Raw genomic sequence first — 19,258 nt, 5'->3', positions numbered from 1 at the left:
CCAATTCTCATGAGTGAAATAAATTTAGTTTTACTACTTATAAAGGCTTATATTGACAAGATTTTTACTATTATATATCATTGAAATATTTCGTTCATTTAAAGACGCTGTAAAATAATAAAAAGGTCCAGTGGACCTTTTTATCTTTTGCTTGAAAACCGGAGAGCAAAACTGGGGATAGACTGTTTTATCCCTCGCCTAGAAATAAAAGAGCGAGGAGTAACGTGAAAAAGCCTATTGTATCAACGTTTCTACGTTGTGCAATAGGGTTTTTTCTGTGTTTTGGGACTCCCAGAGTCAGGGGAGTGACTCTGGGAGGTTGGAGATGAAGCAAAAGACATTTGCGTCAAAGAGTCAGGGGAGTGACTCTGTGAGGTTGGAAATGAAGCAAAAGCCTTTTGCGTCAAAGAAGGGCTAAATTTTGGTAGTTTTCTATATTACACATTCTCGTTTTAAGACAACAAAAAACCAGCCTTGGCGGGCTGATTCTTTTTGGAGATTTATGAAAAATTTTAGGATACACTTATAGTATACATGAATTTTCAGAATCTTCATCGGTCTGCAGACCTATTTTGTTAAAAAATAAACATGTGCTATAATAGAAAAAATAAAAAGGGGAGTTTTTTTATGACAATCCGTAAAGCTAGACCATCTGATATTCCAGTTTTAAATGAATTGCTTCAAGATATTTTACAGGTGCATCACCAGGCACGACCAGATATTTTTAAAAGTGCAGGTCAAAAATTTTCTGAGGCTGAATTAGTAGCCCTTTTGGAAAATCCAGATAAGCCTATTTTTGTCTTTGAGCTAGACGGTCAAGTGGTTGGGCATTTGTTTTGTGAATTATCTACCGCAACAGGCGATGTTTTAGAACCAGTTAAAACCTTGTTTATTGATGATTTATGTGTAGCCAATTCGGCGCGTGGTCAAAGAATTGGCGAGCAACTTTATGAATTTGCTCTTTCCTATGCCAAGGAGCAGGGTTGCCATAATCTTACCTTGGATGTATGGGCTGACAATGCAGGAGCTGTCCGTTTTTATGAACGCCAAGGAATGAAAACGCAAAAGTTCCGTATGGAGCAAATAATAAATTAAAAAAGAGGGAGTCCCTCTTTTTAATGTTCTCTCATTTTTGCTAATAAGTTTTGAGCAGTTTCTAGGTTGCTGTGCTTTTCTTTCCGCAGGAGTTGGGCTAGTTGATCTACTTCATGCTCCTCGGCACCAGCAAGTAGCGCTAGGGATTTTGCCTGAAGCTTCATGTGACCAGCCTGAATCCCTGAAGTAACAAGAGCACGCAGGGCAGCAAAGTTCTGACAGAGACCGACAGAAGCGATGATAGAAGCTAATTGGCGTGCCTTTGGTTGTTGGAGAAGGTCAAAAGCGACTGCTACCTTTGGATTGAGCCCGATAGAGCCACCGACGGAGGCAATCGGAAGAGGTAGGGTGATGGAGCCGACCAAGTGCTCACCATCAATGGACCAAGTAGAAAGCCCCTTGTATTGTCCATCACGGCTGGCATAAGCATGGGCCCCGGCTTCGACTGCCCGCCAGTCATTTCCTGTAGCGATAACGACAGCATCTATACCATTAAAAATCCCCTTGTTATGTGTCGCAGCACGATAAGGGTCCACTTGCGCCAGTTTACTTGCCAGGGCTATTTTTTGAGCAGTTTCTTGAGCAATGGCAGAGCTGGTAGCCAGACTAGGGATGGCAATATGGCATTGGGCGGTGACCAGTGACTCCGTTGCATAGTTGGAGAGGATTCCCATCAAAGCCTGTCCCTTGCTGAGCTCTTCTAAGTCATCCTTAATAGCTTCTAACATGTTATTGAGGATATTGGCTCCCATGGCTTCTTGTACATCAACCTGAAGATAGACAATCAAAAACTCGTCCTTACTCTCAACAGTCAATTCTCTTGCACCACCCCCTCGTTTAACAATAGAAGGGTGTGCTTGATTGGCAGTTTCTAAAATACTCTCCTTCTGGTCAAGAATCGCCTGTGTCGCTTTGCTATGGTCCGAAATATCGTAGAGTGCAACTTGTCCAATCATGATACGGTTATGAATAGTCGTTGTAAAACCGCCAGATTTAGCGATGATTTTGGCTCCGAAAGACGCAGCTGCAACCACAGAAGGTTCCTCAGTGACCATGGGTACAGAATGAGTCTGTCTATCCACTAGAAGTTCTGGGAGTACAGAAAAAGGTAAGGAGAATGTTCCTAGATGATTTTCTGCCATCTTTCCCGCAATTGTTTCTGGCAGGTTTTCGTCTTTGTATAGAACGTCTAAGCTATCTTCGGATAGGGAATGATTCTGATGGAGAATATCAATGCGTTCTTGGCGTAATTTTTTATAAAATCCGGAAAAAGTTGACATAGTTTCCTCTTTCTACAAGAAAGCGCCCTTTGGATGAGCCAAAGGGCGCCATTTTGGCTTCTATATACGATAGATACGTTTGTGGTTTTCCACTTTGATAAGGGCAAAGGGACTTTGGTCTGCTGGTAGGTCAAGAGATGTTCCGTTTTCATCAAGAGACACTTCTTCAAAGAAGACTTGTTCATATTCTTCTACACTGAGTTTTGTACGCTCATTGAGTTGTTCTAAACGATTCTCTTCTAAGTAGTCCTGATAACCCTCAACAAGGGATCCGCTAAAAATCTCACAGACAGCACCGCTACCATAACTATAAAAGAGGATTTGATCCCCAGCCTCTAACGCTCTGCTATTTTCCAAAAGGGAAAGAAGAGAGAGGAAAATAGAGCCAGTGTAGATGTTGCCGACGACTTTATTATAGACGATAGCTTCCTGGAAACGTTCGGTCAAGCGACTAAGAGTTTCTTTATCCTGAGCAATAGCTTGCAATCCTTTAAGGCCTTGTTTGGAGAATGGAATATGTAAGCACATGGCAGCAAAGTCTTTAAGTGTTTTGCCTGTTTTTTGTTGATAATAGTCGAAAGTTGTTGTCAAGCAATCGGTATATTGTTCAGTAGAAAATTTACCATTAACACGTGGATATTTGTCGTAGTTAGGACGCCAGAAGTCGTAGATGTCACGTGTCTGGCAGACATTATCATTGTTGAGGACCAAAATTCGTGGGTTTGCGGTTACCAACATGGCAACTGCCCCAGCACCTTGGGTAGGTTCGCCACCTGATGCAACTCCATATTTGGCAATATCACTGGCAATAACCAAGACTTTAGATTCTGGAAATTGAGAGATGTGGCTTTTAGCGAGGCTCAGGCCAGCAGTTGCACCGTAACAAGCCTCTTTCATCTCGATAGAACGAGCAAAAGGTTGGATGCCGAGTAATCCATGAATGGTAACAGCTGCTGCTTTACTTTGATCTACGCTAGATTCTGTACCGACAATAACCATATCAATGGTTTGTTTATCTTCTTCCGTTAGAATGGCTTCAGCAGCCTTTGCACCAAGACTGATAATATCTTGAGTGACAGGAGCTACAGCCATTTCTGATTGAAGAAGACCAATTTTAAATTTATTGGGGTCAACATTGCGGGCTTGGGCCAAATCTGCCAAATCTAAAACATAATCGGGTGCCGCAAAACCGATTTTATCAATACCGATGTTCATAATGTTTCCTTTGTTAATGGTTAGGTTAGTTTGTCTGAGCATTGGAAATGATAAGGGAAATTCCTTGTCCCCCTCCAATGCAGAGTGAACAGAGTCCGAGCTCTTTATTTTGCTTGATTAATTCATGGATTAGGGTAACCAAAATCCGACTACCACTTGCTCCAATTGGATGACCTAGTGCGATTGCTCCACCATTGACATTGACTTTTGCAGGATCGATGCCGAGTTGTTTGACAACTGGAATTGATTGTGCTGCAAATGCCTCGTTGAGTTCGAATAGATCGATATCCTCGACTGTTTTATTCAGTTTTTGTAGCGCTTTTTGGCTAGCAGTAATAGGTCCAAGCCCCATCAATGCGGGATCTAAACCGCTTGTAGCGTATGCTTCGATATAAGCAAGTGGCTGAATATTTAGCTCTCTTGCTTTCTCATCAGACATGAGTACCAAGACAGCACAGCCGTCGTTGATACCTGATGCATTAGCTGCGGTGACAGTTCCATCCTTTTTGAATGATGGACGGAGTGTTGCCAATTTTTCAATTGGCGTCAGACGAGGATACTCATCTGTGGCAAAAATAGTTTCGCCTTTTCGACTGTTCAGCCTAATTGGAACAATTTCTTCAGTGAAACGTCCTTCAGCGATAGCTTTTGCAGCCTTTTCTTGGCTGGTGCGGGCAAATGCATCTTGCTCTTCGCGACTGACATGATAGCGTTCGGCAACATTTTCAGCGGTAATACCCATGTGATAGTCATTGAAGGCATCTGTCAAACCATCCGTTAACATGGAATCTTCCAAGGTAATATGACCAAACTTACTCCCAAAACGGCTTGATTTAGTTAAGTAGGCCGCCTGACTCATGATTTCGATACCACCAGCAACAACGACGTCGTTATCGCCAAGAAGGATGGATTGAGCAGCAAGAAGGACTGATTTGAGTCCAGAGCCGCAAACCTTATTGACCACATAAGCAGAAGTGGTCTCTGGAATACCCGCACGAATAGCAATTTGGCGGGCAATATTTTGTCCGTGACCAGCAGAAAGGACGTTGCCAAAAATAACTTCATCTACAACGTCAGCTGGTATTTGTTTGTTTTGTAAAGCTGCTTCGAGAACCTGTGCGCCAAGTTCAGCAATATTTATATCTTTTAGACTGCCTCCGAAACTGCCGATAGCAGAACGAAATGCAGACACGATAGCTACTTTCTTCATGAATTCTCCTTGAAATCTAATCAGAACAGTCGTGCTCAGCCTAACTATTATATCACTTTTTTTCGTAAATCCTAAGAAGAAAGCTAGGTCTACAGACTGAATTTTCAAGAAAGAAAAATGTAAGCGTAAACAGATTGTGGAAAAACTAGCATTTTCTGATCAATTCGTGTAAAATAGAGAAGTACAAGAGGGGAACCTCAAAATTTAAAGGAGAATCCATATAATGGTAAAATTGGTTTTTGCTCGCCATGGTGAGTCTGAATGGAATAAAGCTAACCTTTTCACTGGTTGGGCTGATGTTGATTTGTCTGAAAAAGGTACACAACAAGCAATTGATGCTGGTAAATTAATCAAAGAAGCAGGTATCGAATTTGACCTTGCTTATACATCTGTTTTGAAACGTGCTATCAAGACTACAAACTTGGCTCTTGAAGCTGCAGATCAATTGTGGGTACCAGTTGAAAAATCTTGGCGTTTGAACGAACGTCACTACGGTGGATTGACAGGTTTGAACAAAGCAGAAGCTGCTGCTGAATTTGGTGATGAGCAAGTGCACATCTGGCGTCGTTCTTATGATACTTTACCACCAGAAATGGCTAAAGATCATGAGCATTCAGCACACACTGACCGTCGCTATGCACATCTTGATGACTCAGTTATTCCAGATGCAGAAAACTTGAAAGTTACGCTTGAGCGCGCCCTTCCATTCTGGGAAGATAAAATTGCTCCAGCATTGAAAGACGGTAAAAACGTGTTCGTAGGTGCACATGGTAACTCAATCCGTGCCCTTGTAAAACATATCAAACAATTGTCTGATGACGAAATCATGGATGTGGAAATTCCAAACTTCCCACCACTTGTATTCGAATTGGATGAAAACTTGAACATTGTGAAAGAGTACTACTTGGAAGCATAATTCATCTAAGGCCTGAGTTCGCTCAGGTTTTTTTAGTTTTGAATATCGGATTTTTCATAGAGAGTATGATATACTGGTGGTATTAAATGGTAGGAGGAATTTATTATGGCAAGTAAAAAAATGCTGCATGCATGTTTGCGTGTTGAAAATCTAGAAGCATCTCAAAGATTTTATGAAGAGGGATTTGGATTTAAGGAAACCCGTCGCAAGGACTATCCAGAGCACAAGTTTACCTTGGTTTACTTAGCACTTGAAGGGGATGACTTTGAGATTGAATTGACCTACAATTATGATCATGGTCCCTATATCGTAGGAGATGGCTTCTCACATCTAGCTCTTTCTTCGGATGACTTAGAAGGGGACAATGTGAAACACAAAGCATTGGGCTATCCAACGACAGATATAAAAGGCTTGCCAGGAAGTCCAGGTCGTTATTATTTTGTTACAGATCCTGATGGATACCGTGTAGAGGTTATTCGAGCGGATTAATCAAGAAATATCTAAAGAATCAGCACCGATTGTTAACATTTTGACGAGAATGGGGCTGATTTTTTTTTGCTTTGATTGGGGTTACGACTTGACAAAAAACAAATTATATTATAGTATTGTTTTAGGTGTATATGAAAGAGGAGTCTCGTATGAAGAAATTATTATTGATACTAACCAATCTACTGTTGGTTGGTATGATTTGTTTTTTAAGTCTAGTGATTTACCATCGTGTTCAAGAAAGTCAGGTAACTCAGTTCATCGAAAGACAAGAACGTGTCTTTTTAAAAAGTGGGCAATCAAACTTAAGAACAGGAAATGTTGGGTCTACTCATGTTATTGCTTCCATTCCAACCGACAATTCGGGCAAGAAAATTGGTTTAGTTGAGAATAAAATGGTAGAATATGTTCACCAAACGTTAGGGGAAACCAAACCCACTGGCAATATTAATCGAATATTTTTAGTCAGCAGTCACTTAGGTAAAACAAATTTCAGAAAAGTTCGTTCTGTTGTTATAAAAGGGGAAAAATATCATCTTTCTAAAATGGACATTAAGAAAGATGGTGAAGAAACAGCAGGTGAATTGCTTTTGACTGAAGAGCAACAATTGTTTACCTTGAGTCGAATATTTTCTGATCCAATTGCTGCAAAAAAAATTATTGTAGCTAAATTAATTGAAAAATTAGATCAAGATAATCAATCGGATAGTGATAAAAATGCACTTGTTAGTCAATTTGAAGCAACAGATTTAGATGCATTTGTTTTTTCATATGAAAACAGTCAATTAACACTGGTTTTACCATCCAATACAATTTTACCGACATTTGATATTCCAGTAGCCGACTTATTTCCAGTTATTATTGGTGAGTATTTAACAGATGCAGATCAGGCTAGTCTTGAACAATATAAGCAAGAACTTCAGAGAATTGAGAATAACAAGTTGACCCACCAAATATCATTGACATTTGATGATGGTCCTAATCCGTCCACGACACCATTGGTATTGGATTTGTTGAAGAAATACAACGCTAAGGCGACCTTCTTTGTCATTGGTCAGAATATCGAGGGAAATGAGTGGATTTTACAACGGATGAAAGCCGAAGGTCACGAGATAGCAAACCATTCTTGGAGCCATCCGAATTTAACCAATCTTTCTCCAGATGCCATTCATCAAGAAATCGAAAAAACGCAAGTTGCGATAGAAACAGCCGTAGGTCAGCGTCCTGTTTTAGTCCGTCCACCTTATGGAGCTGTGAATAAGAAAGTGGCCAGTGCAATGAATCTCCCTTCAATCTATTGGAATGTGGATACCCAAGACTGGTCTTCACATAATCCACAGGAGATTTTAAACCAAGTCAAGACGAATGCTTGTCCAGGGTGCTTTATTTTGATGCATGATATTCATAAGGAAACTGTTAAGAGCATGGATTCGGTATTGCAATTTTTAACTTCTCAAGGGTACAGTATGGTTACCGTTTCAGAAAGTTTAGGAAATAATTTGAATCCACAATTTGTTTATTACAACCAGCACTCGGCAGCTCCCCCAGTGCAATAATAACTAAATAAAAAAAAAGAGGCTGGACAAGACTCGAAATTTAACTTATATTTTTTATTTTTACAAATAAGAAACCGCATGAAATCAACGTTTTTAGACAAAGAATTTCATGCGGTTTTGTTAATTTTGGACTTTTTGCTCAGCCCCTTCTTTTTATTGAAATCGTACAGACCAGGGGTGTGTAACTGTGAGATGAAAAATATACATTTTTTGAAAATCAAAACTATCTATTGTCAAAAGCCATGATGAGTGAAAAGTTCGAGTCGAGCTTTTCAGCCTGTTACCTTGAAATGAGAAAGTAACAGTGTAAAACCATCGCCGGCTTAATGATATAAACACCGTTCGCAATATTTCCAGCCTTTAAGATCTCCCAGATAGCTGAAACTGGGATACTTTTGATTTTCATTGAGTATTATATTGATGGTTAACCAGTTGATAAATAGCGTCGCACTAATAGAAAGTGAAAAGATTATATTTTATATAGCTCTTGATTTTTTAAGATAACTTCTTGGACAGAAGCATATTTTTTTAGTTGTTTGAGTTCATTTGGATTTGAAACAAGGGTAATAACCACTCCATCCTTACCCATTCGACCGGTTCGACCAGCCCGATGTGTATAGGCTTCTTGGTCAAAAGGAACCTCAAAATTGAGGACGCATTCTAAATTATCGATATCAATCCCACGAGCTACTAAATCTGTGGCAAGTAAGAGCTGGATCTGGTGATCTTTAAAGCGATCAATAATGACCTTTCTAAACTTGACATTGACATCAGAAGCGAGAGAAATTGCATTAGCTCCGTTGTAGTTTAGTCGTTCTTCAGTTGCACCAAGATCAGATAAGCTATTAAAGAAGGCCAATGCTCGAAAATCTGGCACATTTGCAAATTTTCTCAACAAGTTTTGTCTATCACGTTTTTCAACCATCATATAATAGTGTTGAATATTGTCTAATTTTTGCTCCGATAAATCGATTGTTTCAACAGTAGGTGAAATCTTTTGCCGATCAAATTTAGCAGTTGCACTCATATAGATCAATTGATGATTGCGAGGAACATAGTTGATAATTTTTTCTACAAAATGATATTGAGAATCAGAGAATAGCTGATCAAATTCATCTAAGATGATGGTATTGATATTCATCATCTTTATTTTTTTTAATTTAATCAATTCAAACACGCGACCAGGTGTACCTATTAAGATTTCCGGTCCTTTTTTTAATCGTTCAATTTGTCGTTTTTGACTGGATCCTGATAAGAATAACTGTGCTTGTAATCCGATTGCTTCGGACCAGCCTTTACACACTTCAAAAATCTGCCCAGCTAATTCTGTATTTGGAGCCAGAATCAATAATTGCTGGGATTTTTTGGGGGTAAGAGTAAGTAGGCTTGGCCAGAGGTAAGCTAGTGTCTTTCCTGTTCCAGTTGGACTGATTGCAAGTAAATCTTTTCCTGTAAAAATCGGCTCAAATACTTGTTGTTGAATATCAGTCAAGCTATCAAAGCCAGCTTTTTCCAGCATTTCTTGCCAAACAGAAGGGAAATTAGTTTTCATGAGTATCCGCCTTAAATGTAATTCCTGCGTCTTGACGCATCAGATAGAGAGTCCGGTGAACATCTGAAGCAACATCTAACCACTGATCTGCCAATGGGTGATTTGCCTCTTCGATGACTTGTGCAAAATGTATGGCTTCTTCAATCATGGATTGGGCCTTTGATGCAAGGGGGAGTTGGTATTGCTCCCCATTATTTGTTGTAAAAATAGCAGAGCTGATATGCTGACAAGCGTTTAAGGTCAAAGTACCTTCGCTAGTATAGATTTCGCTAGGTAGATGACTGGTCATATTTTTTCCTGCTTGAATACCTACAGTAAAGTTTTCATAGACTAGTTGCCCAACCCCATTTAAATCAACACTAGATGGTAATTGTTGGGCTACGTAATGAGCTGTATGTGGGGCACCGATAAGACCTATGGCGGCATAAACAGCATAGACGCCAAGATCCATGAGTGCGCCACCTGAAAAATCAGCTGAAAAAATATTCGGAGTATTTCCAGCTAGTAATTCAGGCATTTTTGAAGAATATTTGGCATAAGAAAAATGCCCACCGATAATGGATTTATCTGCCAAGAATTGTCGAATCGTCTGAAAGGATTCTTCTTGGAAGTTTCGTGCTGCTTCAAACAAGAATAGCCCTTTTTCAGAGGCAATTTGGCGTAAATCTTCAAATTCTGAAGGAGTTGATACCATTGGCTTTTCAACGATAGCGTGTTTTCCAGCCAAGAGTACGGCCTTTGCCTGCTGGTAGTGCAAGGAATTTGGACTAGCAATGTAAACAAGGTCAATTTCAGAAGATAAAAATGATGAAAAATCAGTAAACAAGTCTACCTTTTTATATGGTTTTGCAAAGGATTCAGCTGTATCATAGTTTCGAGAAAAAACAGCTCTAAATTGATATTTATTCGTTTGAAGTGCTGCTTTGATAAACTGGTGAGTGATAGGAGAAGTGCCAATTATTCCAAAATCTATCATAAAGTCTCATTTCTGTTGTGTTATTTTTTCCATTATAGCACGTTTCATGATAAAATAGTATTGAAAAAAGGGTGATAAACATGAAAAAGAAGGAGATGATAATGACTCAAAAACCAATAATTATTGGCGTAACCGGAGGATCTGGTGGGGGTAAAACAAGTGTCTCTCGTGCTATTTTGAATAATTTTCCAAATGCACGAATCTCAATGATTGAGCATGACTCGTATTATAAAAATCAATCTCACCTGACCTTTGAAGAGCGGATATTGACCAATTATGACCATCCACTAGCCTTTGATACAGACTTGATGATTTATCATCTGAGTGAACTGCTTGCAGGGCGTTCAGTGGATATTCCGATATATGATTATACTCAGCATACACGGTCAGAAAGGACTTATCGTCAAGAACCTCAGGATGTATTTATTGTAGAGGGAATTTTAGTATTGGAAGACAAACGTCTTCGGGATTTAATGGACATCAAAGTATTTGTGGATACTGATGATGACATTCGTATTATCCGCCGTATCAAACGTGATATGGAGGAGCGTGGCCGTAGCTTAGATAGTATCATAGAGCAATATACATCGGTTGTTAAACCGATGTACCACCAGTTTATTGAGCCGACTAAGCGCTATGCGGATATCGTGATACCAGAAGGTGTATCTAATGTGGTAGCTATTGACTTGATTAATACTAAGGTGGAGAGTATATTAAGAGAGCGTGGTTAGAATGCCGAAGGATAGAATTTTACCTCATATTATATTAGGTATCTTGGAGACTAGTGATCAAAGAATCACTGGAAAACAGATTACGGATTTTGTTCAACGAGATTTAGGAGAATTTTGGCAAGTGGCTCACAGCCAAGTATACCCTGAACTTAAACGGATGACGGATGAAGGGTGGATTACCTGTCATGCAGTACCTGGAAATGAAAAAGAGAAGCAGTATGAGATGACAGATAATGGACGGGAAGTATTGGAGCAATGGTTATCCGTTCCGAACGAAACTACTCCACAACAAAAAGATGTTTTCTCACTAAAAATGTTTTTCATAGAGGATCGTGATGATCCTAGGGTTCCTGAACTTTTGACTTACCAGATTGAAGTGATTGAAAAGCACTTGAAGCATTTGGAAAGTCGTAAAATGGAATTGTTCGCTCAAAAAGATTATGAGCTTAGTCATTATGGACGATATATCATTATGACACGGGCGATTGAGCGCAATCGGTCCCAATTGCAATGGTTGCAGGAAACGTTACAAAGTCTATAAAGCGATTCATTTTTTGAGTCGTTTTTTTCTTGCTCTTCGATTTTAAATGTGATAAAGTTAGGAATAAATGTTACTGATATGGAGGGAATATGTCTGTAAAGCAGGGATTTGCATTGTTCTTAATGATTTGGAACCTGGTCGTTTTTTTGGTCTATGGACTTGACAAGGGAAAGGCTAGAAAGGGCTCTTACCGAATTTCAGAAAAGACCTTGTTGTTGATGACCTATGTTGGTGGTGGTCTAGGTGCTTGGGCTGGCGGTACCCATTTTCGTCATAAAACTCAGAAAAAGTATTTTCAACTAGCTTGGGCCGTAGGTGTCTTGATTGACACCTTGTTGATATACTGGATATGGAAATAGGCGAAAGCCTTTTTCTTTACTGCTCGAACTATAAAAGTTCCTCTATCTATGCTATAATGATGTTATGACAAAACAAGAAAAAATTTCAAACTATCAATTATTGTTGGCCCAATTGGAGGCTCTTTTAGAGGGTGAAACCAATGCTTTAGCCAATCTATCAAATGCTTCTGCCTTACTTAATCAAGCTCTACCAAACTCTGTCTTTACAGGATTTTACTTGTATGATGGCACAGAATTGATCTTAGGACCTTTTCAGGGTGGCGTTTCCTGTGTTCATATTGCACTTGGCAAGGGTGTCTGCGGTGAGTCTGCTTCTACACGCCAGACGATTATCGTAGAGGATGTTCGATTGCATGACAATTATATTTCTTGCGATGCGGCAGCCCTTTCGGAAATTGTGGTGCCAATGGTGAAAAACGACCAATTATTGGGCGTTTTGGACTTGGATTCTAGGTTGGTCGCTGATTACGATACCATTGACCAGGAATACCTCGTGCAGTTCGTCGCGCTCTTAGTGAAGAAGACGGATTGGAATTTTGCTATGTTTGGAGAAAAGCGTTAATGTACCAAGCTTTATATCGGAAGTACCGAAGTCAGACTTTCGGAGAGATGGTGGGGCAAGAGGTGGTTGCGACCACGCTCAAGCAGGCCATTGACCAGGGGAAAATTAGCCATGCCTATCTCTTTTCTGGTCCTCGCGGAACGGGTAAGACATCGGCTGCGAAAATTTTTGCCAAGGCCATGAATTGCCCCAATCAGGTTGATGGTGAACCTTGTAACGACTGTTATATTTGTCAAGCGATTACGGAAGGAAGTTTGGAAGATGTTATTGAGATTGATGCAGCTTCCAATAATGGTGTAGATGAGATTCGTGATATTCGTGATAAATCGACCTATGCGCCTAGTCTTGCAACCTATAAGGTCTATATCATCGACGAGGTTCATATGTTGTCTACAGGGGCCTTCAACGCACTATTGAAAACCCTAGAAGAACCAACGGAGAATGTGGTCTTTATTCTAGCAACGACGGAATTGCACAAGATTCCTGCTACTATTTTGTCAAGGGTGCAACGATTTGAATTTAAGTCCATCAAGGTGACGGATATACAGGAGCATTTGGCAAAGATTTTGACCAAGGAAGGCCTTGCCTTTGATGAACAAGCATTGACCATCATTGCACGTCGGGCAGAAGGTGGGATGCGGGATGCCTTGTCCATATTGGACCAGGCATTGAGTCTTAGTCAGCATCAGCAGGTAACAGTTGAGATTGCTGAGGAAATTACAGGTTCCATCAGCTTACGGGCCTTGGATGAGTATGTTGCTAGTCTCCGTCAGGCAGATAGCGTCTCAGCACTTGGACATCTACAAACCTTGTTTGATCAAGGAAAGAGTATGAGTCGTTTTGCCACAGACCTCTTGCATTATTTGAGGGATCTCCTCATTGTACAGACGGGTGGTGAAAATACCCATTTGACCACTGGTTTTACGGAAAATCTAGCTCTGGATCAGGATCGGATTTTTACGATGATTGAGATGGTGACAAAAGGTTTGTCAGACATTAAGTCTAGTCCTCAACCGAAGATTTACGCTGAAATGATGACCATTCGTTTGGCAGAAGAAGGATCACCTTCGGGGGCAATGGCAGAGCTGCCAGCTGATCTAGTCAGTCAACTTGCTCATCTTCAAGAACAAGTTGCGGATTTGCAGAAACAACTAGGTCAATTATCTAGTCAACCAAGTGCTGTTAAGCCAGTTTCACGCAAGCCACAGGCTCCGAAGAAGTATCGATTGGATACCAGCAAGGTTCATGCTATTTTGCAAGAGGCTATGGAAAATCCAGCCTTGGCGCGTGAAAATTTGATGCGTTTGCAAAATGCATGGGGAGAAATCATCGAAAGCTTATCTGGAGCAGATCGGGCTTTGCTAGTCGGTTCACAACCTGTAGCTGCCAATGAAAACCATGCCATATTAGCTTTTGATTCCCCGCTGAATGCTGAACAGACCATGAAGCGTGACAATCTTAATACCATGTTTGGAAATATTCTCAGCAAGGCAGCTGGTTTTTCGCCACAGATTTTAGCCATTGCTCAAGAGGATTGGGTTAGCATACGAGCAGAATTTTCGGCTAAGGCAAAAGGGCAAAAAACACAAGAAATCGAAACCGAAACCAGCCCAGTTCCAGAAGAATTTGGATTTCTGGCCGACGCAGTTGAAATTCGAAATGATTGAGCGCTTGGTTTGACCACTTCTACAGCAATATCGGTCTCTGGACGGATGCGCAATCTGTTTGGATGATTTATACTATGATTAATCCTAAATATTTTTCATAATCTCCTTACAAAAGCACCTGACATTTTGGTGTTTTTGTTTTTGCTGAGCCATAATTTTACATAGAAAGCATATAAAAAATCAGCCGAGGGACTGATTTTTTGGTATAATCTACTTTATGAAACTTTCTCAATTTCTTTTTTTAGCCATTACGACAATATTAGCAGTATACTTTATGAATGCCTCTATTTTGACAGGCGATTATTTAATAGCTGGAATTTATGCTTATATTGGCTATCGAAACCTCCATTTTGCCTATAAAGTAACGAAATTTATTCAACTGGTTGAGAAGCAGTCCAAGAAGTAAGACTGATTTCCCCGCTGGAGATTGTCTTTGCTTTTCCATTCTCTAGTTGAATCACTAAATTTCCTGTATCGGTAACGGCGATTGCTCTGCCTTTAAATTCAATTTGATTTTCTACAAAGCTCACTTGTTGACCAACAACAAGTGATTTTTCTTTGTAAAGTGTGATTAATTCATGTTCATCTGTTTCAAGAAAAGCTTTCCAGATGGCTATGATGAGTTGATTGCGTGTAAAGGGTGGTTGTTCCTCAAAAAGGTTGCCTGCAGTATGGTGTAGTTCTTTTGGGAAATCGTCAATATGAACATTGATGCCGACACCGATAATGACGTCAGTTACTGTTTGACTTTCCATCGAAGAAATTGCTTCGGTTAAGATTCCAGCCACTTTTTTGCGGCCAAGATAGATGTCATTTACCCATTTGATTTGAACATCCAAGTCGCAGAGGGACTGGATGGCTTTTACCACAGCAGCCGCAGCTAATATAGTGTATGGTTTGAATGCAAGAAATGGGACATTGGGCGATAGACGAAGTGACATATAAATACCACCAGATTTTGAGGCGTAAAATGGTCGACCGAATCGGCCTTTGGCTTTGTTTTGGTGTGGAGCAAGGTAGAGGGCTGGGCTACTATGTCCTAGTTCAATGCCTTGCTTGGCATCCAGTTGGGTGGAGTCACTGCTTCCATTGAGATGGACTGGTAGGTTAAGTTCCTGTGCAATCAATTCAGGTAAGAGTAAGTCCCCTTCAGCCAGTTTATAGCCACGGTTTCGGGCTGCTTCAATGGTTAAACCGAGGGTTTCTAATTGGCGAATAGCCTTCCAAATGGATGTTCGTGAAATGCCTAGCTCCTGAGCCATGTCTTCACCGCTTATGTAGTCCTCTTTTTCTTTCAAAAGGAGATATATTTTTTGATAGGTTTTCATAACTTCATTATAGCAAAAAAATCACTTAAAACGTGATATAATAGATTACAAATAAGGAGGTTTTCATGAAGACACTTGATTACATTGTGACATTGACTCAAACTCCGTCACCAACTGGCTATACGACGGATATTATGAACTACATCAAAGCAGAGGTTGAAGGTTTCGGTTATGAGGCGACTAAAACACCAAAAGGTGGTGTTTTGGTAACAGTACCGGGGAAAAATGATGAGGAGCACCGTATTTTGACCGCTCATCTGGATACATTGGGTGCTATGGTTCGGGCAATCAAACCGGATGGTCGTATAAAAATGGATTTGGTGGGTGGTTTTGGTTATCCTTCCATTGAAGGTGAAAACTGCTTGATACATTGTGCTAAAAATGGTAAGACCTTCACAGGTACCATTCTTATGCATCAAACATCTGTTCACGTCTATCGTGATGCTAGTACAGCAGAGCGCAACCAGACCAATATGGAAATCCGGTTGGACGAAAAAGTGACCACTGCTGATGAAGTGCGTGCCTTGGGAATTGAAGTTGGTGATTTTATTTCCTTCGATCCAAGAACAATTGTGACAGAAACTGGGTTTATTAAGAGCCGCCATTTGGATGATAAGGTTTCTGCAGCTATTTTGATTCATTTGTTGAAGGTTTATAAAGAAGATGGGATTGTTTTACCTTATACCACTCATTTTTATTTTTCAAATAACGAAGAGATTGGTTATGGTGCTAATTCAAGTTTGCCAGATCGGGTTGTGGAGTATCTGGCTGTAGATATGGGAGCGATGGGTGATGACCAGCAGACGGACGAGTACACGGTTTCGATTTGTGTAAAAGATGCTTCAGGTCCTTATCACTATGAACTTCGTCAGCATTTAGTTTCTCTTGCTGAGAGAGAAGCAATTCCATATAAGCTGGATATCTATCCTTACTATGGTTCGGATGCATCGGCTGCTATGCGTGCGGGTGCAGATGTTAAGCATGCCTTACTGGGAGCAGGTATTGAGTCTAGTCACTCTTATGAACGAACGCATTTGGATTCAGTTGATGCGACTGAGCGGATGGTGGATGCCTATTTGAAATCACCAATGGTAGACTAATATGAATGAAACCCGTTTTTTAGAGTTATTTAATGACCTGGATAAGGTTTTAAGGAAGGTCTGTGGTGTAGCAGATGGAGACTATGCGGACGTTGGTTCGATGTTAACAAAGGCTAAAGAACTAAGCCCCCATAATCCCATTGAGGCAAATTGGGACAAACTTTATGTTGCCCGTCAGTTACGGAATTTAATGGTTCATGAAAAACGAACAGGACTGAAAGAGGTGGCTCAGCCGTCTCAAGAATTGATTGATGTGTTGGAAAAAGTTATTTCCCAATACCAGGAGCCAGTTACCATTGCACATTATTTACAAAGGACACAGAAAATCAAACCAATTATTTTTGATGTTCAGGATAAATTAATAAAGGCTTTAGAAATTGTAGATCGTGAGCATTTTTCTAAGTTTCCGATTTTTTCGGGAAGAGCCTATCGAGGTTTGGTTTCTGACAAGGGACTGACCAATTGGTTAGCCAAAGCCAGTAAAGAGGCTGGTTCTATTCGTGAGAAATTGGTGGAAGCCAGTTTAGCAGATGTTCTTGTTTTTGAAGAAGATAGTATTCAGGTGATCGTTCTCCCTTCCTCAGAAACACTTTATCGAGTGATCAATTATTTTGAGGGCCGTAAGCGCACGACCATTCTTGTGAGTCGTCAAAAGAGCGGGAAAATAGATTCTCCGGAGGATGTCATTGGTATCATTACAGCCCAAGACTTAGCTGAAATTTATGGAATGGTGGATTAGGAGGTCTTATGTCAACAAATCGTTTAGCTTGGGATGAGTATTTTGCGGCACAAGCACTTTTGATTGCAAATCGGGCGACCTGTAAGAGAGCAAAGGTCGGTGCGGTTTTGGTTAAGGACAATAAGGTTATCGCAACAGGCTACAATGGTTCTGTTTCAGGAACCGAACATTGTTTGGATCAGGAATGTCTCATGATTGATGGTCATTGTGCAAGGACCTTGCATGCGGAAGTTAATGCTATTTTACAAGGAGCTGAGCGGGGAATTCCAAAAGGTTTTACTGCCTATGTGACCCATTTCCCATGTCTCAACTGCTCCAAGCAATTGTTACAGGTTGGTTGTAAGCGGGTTGTTTATATCAATGAATACCGTATGGATGACTATGCGCGATATTTATATAATGAAAAAGGGTGTGAGCTTGTTCATCTACCGTTAGAGGTGGTGAAACAGGCGATTGCAGATGCGGAGTTGATTTAGACTTTAGGGTGGTTGTTTGTACAATCACCTCTTTATTTTTTAGAAAATGCTAGGATAGATACTGAATGTATGCTATACTAGAAACGTTATTAAGTCCCGAAAAGGTAGTTATCAGACTAGTTAACTTTCGCAGACATACTTGGAAGTTATTGCTTTCTCGTTATGTATCTGGAAATTTTCCTTTGCTCAAGACAAAAGTCTTTCGCAAAGAACTAGTCGGAGACTAGTTCTTTGTAACCTTGATAACAATTTATTTTAAGGGGGACATTTTTATGTCAGAACGTAAATTGTTTACGTCTGAATCTGTTTCGGAGGGTCATCCGGATAAGATTGCAGACCAGATTTCAGATGCGATTTTGGATGCTATTTTAGCACAAGATCCTGAGGCGCACGTGGCGGCTGAGACGGCTGTTTACACTGGAAGTGTTCATGTGTTTGGTGAAATTTCTACCACTGCCTATGTAGATATTAATCGTGTTGTACGCGATACGATTGCGGAGATTGGCTACACCAAAGGGGAATACGGCTTCGCGGCAGAATCAGTAGGAGTTCATCCATCACTTGTAGAGCAGTCTCCAGACATTGCGCAAGGTGTTAATGAAGCCTTGGAGGCTCGTCAAGATGCTAGTCTAGATCCATTAGATTTAATTGGTGCAGGTGACCAAGGGCTCATGTTTGGTTTTGCGGTTGATGAAACTCCTGAACTCATGCCATTGCCAATTTCACTTAGTCACAAATTGGTGCATCGTTTGGCCGAGTTGAGAAAATCTGGTGAAATTGCTTATCTCCGTCCGGATGCTAAGTCACAAGTAACAGTTGAATACGATGAAGACAACCAACCAGTTCGTGTGGATACAGTCGTTATTTCGACCCAGCATGATCCGGAAGTCAGTCAAGAGCAAATTCGTCAGGATGTCATTGAACGTGTGATAAAGGAAATCATTCCAGCTCACTATTTGGATGACCAAACACAATACTTTATCAATCCAACCGGTCGCTTTGTTATTGGTGGACCTCAAGGGGACTCTGGTTTGACAGGTCGTAAGATTATCGTTGATACCTATGGTGGTTACTCTCGCCACGGAGGTGGTGCTTTCTCTGGTAAGGATGCGACCAAAGTGGACCGTTCTGCATCTTATGCGGCGCGTTACATCGCTAAAAATATCGTAGCAGCTGGTTTGGCTAAAAAGGCTGAGGTTCAATTGGCCTACGCTATCGGTGTTGCTCACCCAGTTTCAGTTCGCATCGATACATTTGGTACAGGTACAGTAGCTGAGAGCAAATTAGAAGCAGCTGTTCGTCAGATTTTCGACTTACGCCCAGCCGGTATTATTCAAATGCTTGACCTAAAACGTCCAATTTATAAACAAACTGCAGCCTATGGTCACATGGGACGTACGGATATTGATGTTCCATGGGAGAAATTGGATAAGGTAGAAGAGTTGAAATCAGCTGTCTTGTAGGTACAT

20 protein-coding genes are annotated in these 19,258 nt (G+C 40.6%); 14 read left to right on the top strand and 6 right to left on the bottom strand.

Translation table 11 applies throughout. The features are described 5' to 3' along the window. Positions 1 to 627: 627 nt before the first annotated feature. The gene (locus K6V48_RS08480) at positions 628 to 1,095 is read left to right on the top strand and encodes a GNAT family N-acetyltransferase (protein WP_222369056.1); all 468 of its coding nucleotides are present in this window, start codon (positions 628 to 630) and stop codon (positions 1,093 to 1,095) included. Between the two features lie 20 nt (positions 1,096 to 1,115). On the opposite strand, the gene K6V48_RS08475 is transcribed toward K6V48_RS08480, so the two are convergent. The 3 genes from K6V48_RS08475 to K6V48_RS08465 are packed head-to-tail and all read right to left on the bottom strand — an operon-like array spanning position 1,116 to position 4,800. Beyond that, complete coding sequence (locus K6V48_RS08475; RefSeq protein WP_222369053.1) at positions 1,116 to 2,375, bottom strand: hydroxymethylglutaryl-CoA reductase, degradative; 1,260 nt, start codon at positions 2,373 to 2,375, stop codon at positions 1,116 to 1,118. Between the two features lie 60 nt (positions 2,376 to 2,435). After that, complete coding sequence (locus K6V48_RS08470; protein WP_222369059.1) at positions 2,436 to 3,590, bottom strand: hydroxymethylglutaryl-CoA synthase; 1,155 nt, start codon at positions 3,588 to 3,590, stop codon at positions 2,436 to 2,438. Between the two features lie 25 nt (positions 3,591 to 3,615). Then, positions 3,616 to 4,800, bottom strand: coding sequence for an acetyl-CoA C-acetyltransferase (locus tag K6V48_RS08465; RefSeq protein ID WP_222369050.1), 1,185 nt, complete (start codon positions 4,798 to 4,800; stop codon positions 3,616 to 3,618). A gap of 223 nt (positions 4,801 to 5,023) precedes the next feature. Between K6V48_RS08465 and K6V48_RS08460 the strand changes: the two genes are divergently transcribed. The 3 genes from K6V48_RS08460 to K6V48_RS08450 all read left to right on the top strand — a co-directional run bounded on the left by K6V48_RS08460 (position 5,024) and on the right by K6V48_RS08450 (position 7,758). Next, a complete protein-coding gene (locus K6V48_RS08460; protein ID WP_160863675.1) occupies positions 5,024 to 5,716 on the top strand; it encodes a phosphoglycerate mutase in 693 nt (230 codons plus the stop codon). Positions 5,717 to 5,821: 105 nt separating this feature from the next. Beyond that, positions 5,822 to 6,205 (top strand): lactoylglutathione lyase, encoded by a 384-nt coding sequence (gloA, locus tag K6V48_RS08455; RefSeq protein WP_172065487.1) that lies wholly within the window; start codon positions 5,822 to 5,824, stop codon positions 6,203 to 6,205. Between the two features lie 149 nt (positions 6,206 to 6,354). Further along, positions 6,355 to 7,758 (top strand): polysaccharide deacetylase family protein, encoded by a 1,404-nt coding sequence (locus tag K6V48_RS08450; protein ID WP_222369048.1) that lies wholly within the window; start codon positions 6,355 to 6,357, stop codon positions 7,756 to 7,758. A gap of 469 nt (positions 7,759 to 8,227) precedes the next feature. Here the strand turns inward: K6V48_RS08450 and K6V48_RS08445 are convergent, their stop codons facing one another. Together K6V48_RS08445 and K6V48_RS08440 are read right to left on the bottom strand one after the other, a co-directional pair. Next, positions 8,228 to 9,310: a DEAD/DEAH box helicase gene (locus tag K6V48_RS08445; protein ID WP_222369046.1), complete on the bottom strand. Its 1,083-nt coding sequence runs from the start codon at positions 9,308 to 9,310 to the stop codon at positions 8,228 to 8,230. Beyond that, the gene (locus K6V48_RS08440; RefSeq protein ID WP_222369044.1) at positions 9,300 to 10,286 is read right to left on the bottom strand and encodes a Gfo/Idh/MocA family protein; all 987 of its coding nucleotides are present in this window, start codon (positions 10,284 to 10,286) and stop codon (positions 9,300 to 9,302) included. The genes K6V48_RS08445 and K6V48_RS08440 overlap by 11 nt, the downstream gene beginning before the upstream one ends. Before the next feature lie 101 nt (positions 10,287 to 10,387). Between K6V48_RS08440 and udk the strand changes: the two genes are divergently transcribed. The 6 genes from udk to K6V48_RS08410 all read left to right on the top strand — a co-directional run bounded on the left by udk (position 10,388) and on the right by K6V48_RS08410 (position 14,552). Then, entirely contained in the window at positions 10,388 to 11,017 is a 630-nt protein-coding gene (udk, locus tag K6V48_RS08435; RefSeq protein ID WP_024403701.1) for a uridine kinase, read from the top strand. 1 nt (position 11,018) lies between these two features. Beyond that, positions 11,019 to 11,558, top strand: coding sequence for a PadR family transcriptional regulator (locus K6V48_RS08430; protein ID WP_222369042.1), 540 nt, complete (start codon positions 11,019 to 11,021; stop codon positions 11,556 to 11,558). An 89-nt stretch (positions 11,559 to 11,647) separates the two neighbouring features. Beyond that, positions 11,648 to 11,917, top strand: coding sequence for a DUF1294 domain-containing protein (locus tag K6V48_RS08425; RefSeq protein ID WP_172016443.1), 270 nt, complete (start codon positions 11,648 to 11,650; stop codon positions 11,915 to 11,917). Positions 11,918 to 11,981: 64 nt separating this feature from the next. Continuing rightward, positions 11,982 to 12,479 carry a GAF domain-containing protein gene (locus K6V48_RS08420; protein WP_172016444.1) on the top strand — a complete coding sequence of 166 codons (498 nt, stop codon included), beginning with the start codon at positions 11,982 to 11,984 and terminating at the stop codon, positions 12,477 to 12,479. After that, positions 12,479 to 14,146, top strand: coding sequence for a DNA polymerase III subunit gamma/tau (gene dnaX / locus K6V48_RS08415; protein ID WP_222369040.1), 1,668 nt, complete (start codon positions 12,479 to 12,481; stop codon positions 14,144 to 14,146). Before K6V48_RS08420 ends, dnaX begins: the two co-directional genes overlap by 1 nt. A 217-nt stretch (positions 14,147 to 14,363) precedes the next feature. Next, positions 14,364 to 14,552, top strand: a complete 189-nt coding sequence (locus tag K6V48_RS08410) for a DUF3272 family protein (protein WP_160863666.1) — start codon at positions 14,364 to 14,366, stop codon at positions 14,550 to 14,552. On the opposite strand, the gene birA is transcribed toward K6V48_RS08410, so the two are convergent. Continuing rightward, positions 14,518 to 15,474 (bottom strand): bifunctional biotin--[acetyl-CoA-carboxylase] ligase/biotin operon repressor BirA, encoded by a 957-nt coding sequence (gene birA / locus K6V48_RS08405; RefSeq protein WP_105126183.1) that lies wholly within the window; start codon positions 15,472 to 15,474, stop codon positions 14,518 to 14,520. The two genes, K6V48_RS08410 and birA, sit on opposite strands and share 35 nt — an antisense overlap. 65 nt (positions 15,475 to 15,539) lie before the next feature. Here birA and K6V48_RS08400 point away from each other — a divergent pair, with 65 nt between their 5' ends. The 4 genes from K6V48_RS08400 (at position 15,540) to metK (ending at position 19,252) form a co-directional block, all read left to right on the top strand. Beyond that, the gene (locus K6V48_RS08400) at positions 15,540 to 16,574 is read left to right on the top strand and encodes a M42 family metallopeptidase (RefSeq protein WP_222369037.1); all 1,035 of its coding nucleotides are present in this window, start codon (positions 15,540 to 15,542) and stop codon (positions 16,572 to 16,574) included. A 1-nt stretch (position 16,575) separates the two neighbouring features. Next, positions 16,576 to 17,313, top strand: coding sequence for a CBS domain-containing protein (locus K6V48_RS08395; RefSeq protein WP_222369034.1), 738 nt, complete (start codon positions 16,576 to 16,578; stop codon positions 17,311 to 17,313). A gap of 8 nt (positions 17,314 to 17,321) precedes the next feature. After that, positions 17,322 to 17,789, top strand: a complete 468-nt coding sequence (locus tag K6V48_RS08390; protein ID WP_222369031.1) for a deoxycytidylate deaminase — start codon at positions 17,322 to 17,324, stop codon at positions 17,787 to 17,789. Positions 17,790 to 18,061: 272 nt separating this feature from the next. Beyond that, positions 18,062 to 19,252: a methionine adenosyltransferase gene (gene metK / locus K6V48_RS08385; protein WP_222369028.1), complete on the top strand. Its 1,191-nt coding sequence runs from the start codon at positions 18,062 to 18,064 to the stop codon at positions 19,250 to 19,252. The last annotated feature ends 6 nt before the right edge of the window (positions 19,253 to 19,258 follow it).

The organism is Streptococcus suis, assembly GCF_019794555.1.
Lineage (GTDB): Bacteria > Bacillota > Bacilli > Lactobacillales > Streptococcaceae > Streptococcus > Streptococcus suis_AB.
This window is presented reverse-complemented; position numbering and strand designations above follow the sequence as displayed.

What these genes read in the sequence shown, in the direction of transcription:
- K6V48_RS08400 (WP_222369037.1), top strand. Translation starts at nt 15,540, where the DNA reads ATGAAGACACTTGATTACATTGTGACATTGACTCAAACTCCGTCACCA.
- K6V48_RS08480 (WP_222369056.1), top strand. Translation starts at nt 628, where the DNA reads ATGACAATCCGTAAAGCTAGACCATCTGATATTCCAGTTTTAAATGAA.
- birA (WP_105126183.1), bottom strand. Translation starts at nt 15,474, where the DNA reads ATGAAAACCTATCAAAAAATATATCTCCTTTTGAAAGAAAAAGAGGAC.
- K6V48_RS08470 (WP_222369059.1), bottom strand. Translation starts at nt 3,590, where the DNA reads ATGAACATCGGTATTGATAAAATCGGTTTTGCGGCACCCGATTATGTT.
- K6V48_RS08475 (WP_222369053.1), bottom strand. Translation starts at nt 2,375, where the DNA reads ATGTCAACTTTTTCCGGATTTTATAAAAAATTACGCCAAGAACGCATT.
- dnaX (WP_222369040.1), top strand. Translation starts at nt 12,479, where the DNA reads ATGTACCAAGCTTTATATCGGAAGTACCGAAGTCAGACTTTCGGAGAG.
- K6V48_RS08445 (WP_222369046.1), bottom strand. Translation starts at nt 9,310, where the DNA reads ATGAAAACTAATTTCCCTTCTGTTTGGCAAGAAATGCTGGAAAAAGCT.
- udk (WP_024403701.1), top strand. Translation starts at nt 10,388, where the DNA reads ATGACTCAAAAACCAATAATTATTGGCGTAACCGGAGGATCTGGTGGG.
- K6V48_RS08390 (WP_222369031.1), top strand. Translation starts at nt 17,322, where the DNA reads ATGTCAACAAATCGTTTAGCTTGGGATGAGTATTTTGCGGCACAAGCA.
- K6V48_RS08430 (WP_222369042.1), top strand. Translation starts at nt 11,019, where the DNA reads ATGCCGAAGGATAGAATTTTACCTCATATTATATTAGGTATCTTGGAG.
- K6V48_RS08395 (WP_222369034.1), top strand. Translation starts at nt 16,576, where the DNA reads ATGAATGAAACCCGTTTTTTAGAGTTATTTAATGACCTGGATAAGGTT.
- gloA (WP_172065487.1), top strand. Translation starts at nt 5,822, where the DNA reads ATGGCAAGTAAAAAAATGCTGCATGCATGTTTGCGTGTTGAAAATCTA.
- K6V48_RS08460 (WP_160863675.1), top strand. Translation starts at nt 5,024, where the DNA reads ATGGTAAAATTGGTTTTTGCTCGCCATGGTGAGTCTGAATGGAATAAA.
- K6V48_RS08425 (WP_172016443.1), top strand. Translation starts at nt 11,648, where the DNA reads ATGTCTGTAAAGCAGGGATTTGCATTGTTCTTAATGATTTGGAACCTG.
- metK (WP_222369028.1), top strand. Translation starts at nt 18,062, where the DNA reads ATGTCAGAACGTAAATTGTTTACGTCTGAATCTGTTTCGGAGGGTCAT.
- K6V48_RS08465 (WP_222369050.1), bottom strand. Translation starts at nt 4,800, where the DNA reads ATGAAGAAAGTAGCTATCGTGTCTGCATTTCGTTCTGCTATCGGCAGT.
- K6V48_RS08410 (WP_160863666.1), top strand. Translation starts at nt 14,364, where the DNA reads ATGAAACTTTCTCAATTTCTTTTTTTAGCCATTACGACAATATTAGCA.
- K6V48_RS08420 (WP_172016444.1), top strand. Translation starts at nt 11,982, where the DNA reads ATGACAAAACAAGAAAAAATTTCAAACTATCAATTATTGTTGGCCCAA.
- K6V48_RS08450 (WP_222369048.1), top strand. Translation starts at nt 6,355, where the DNA reads ATGAAGAAATTATTATTGATACTAACCAATCTACTGTTGGTTGGTATG.
- K6V48_RS08440 (WP_222369044.1), bottom strand. Translation starts at nt 10,286, where the DNA reads ATGATAGATTTTGGAATAATTGGCACTTCTCCTATCACTCACCAGTTT.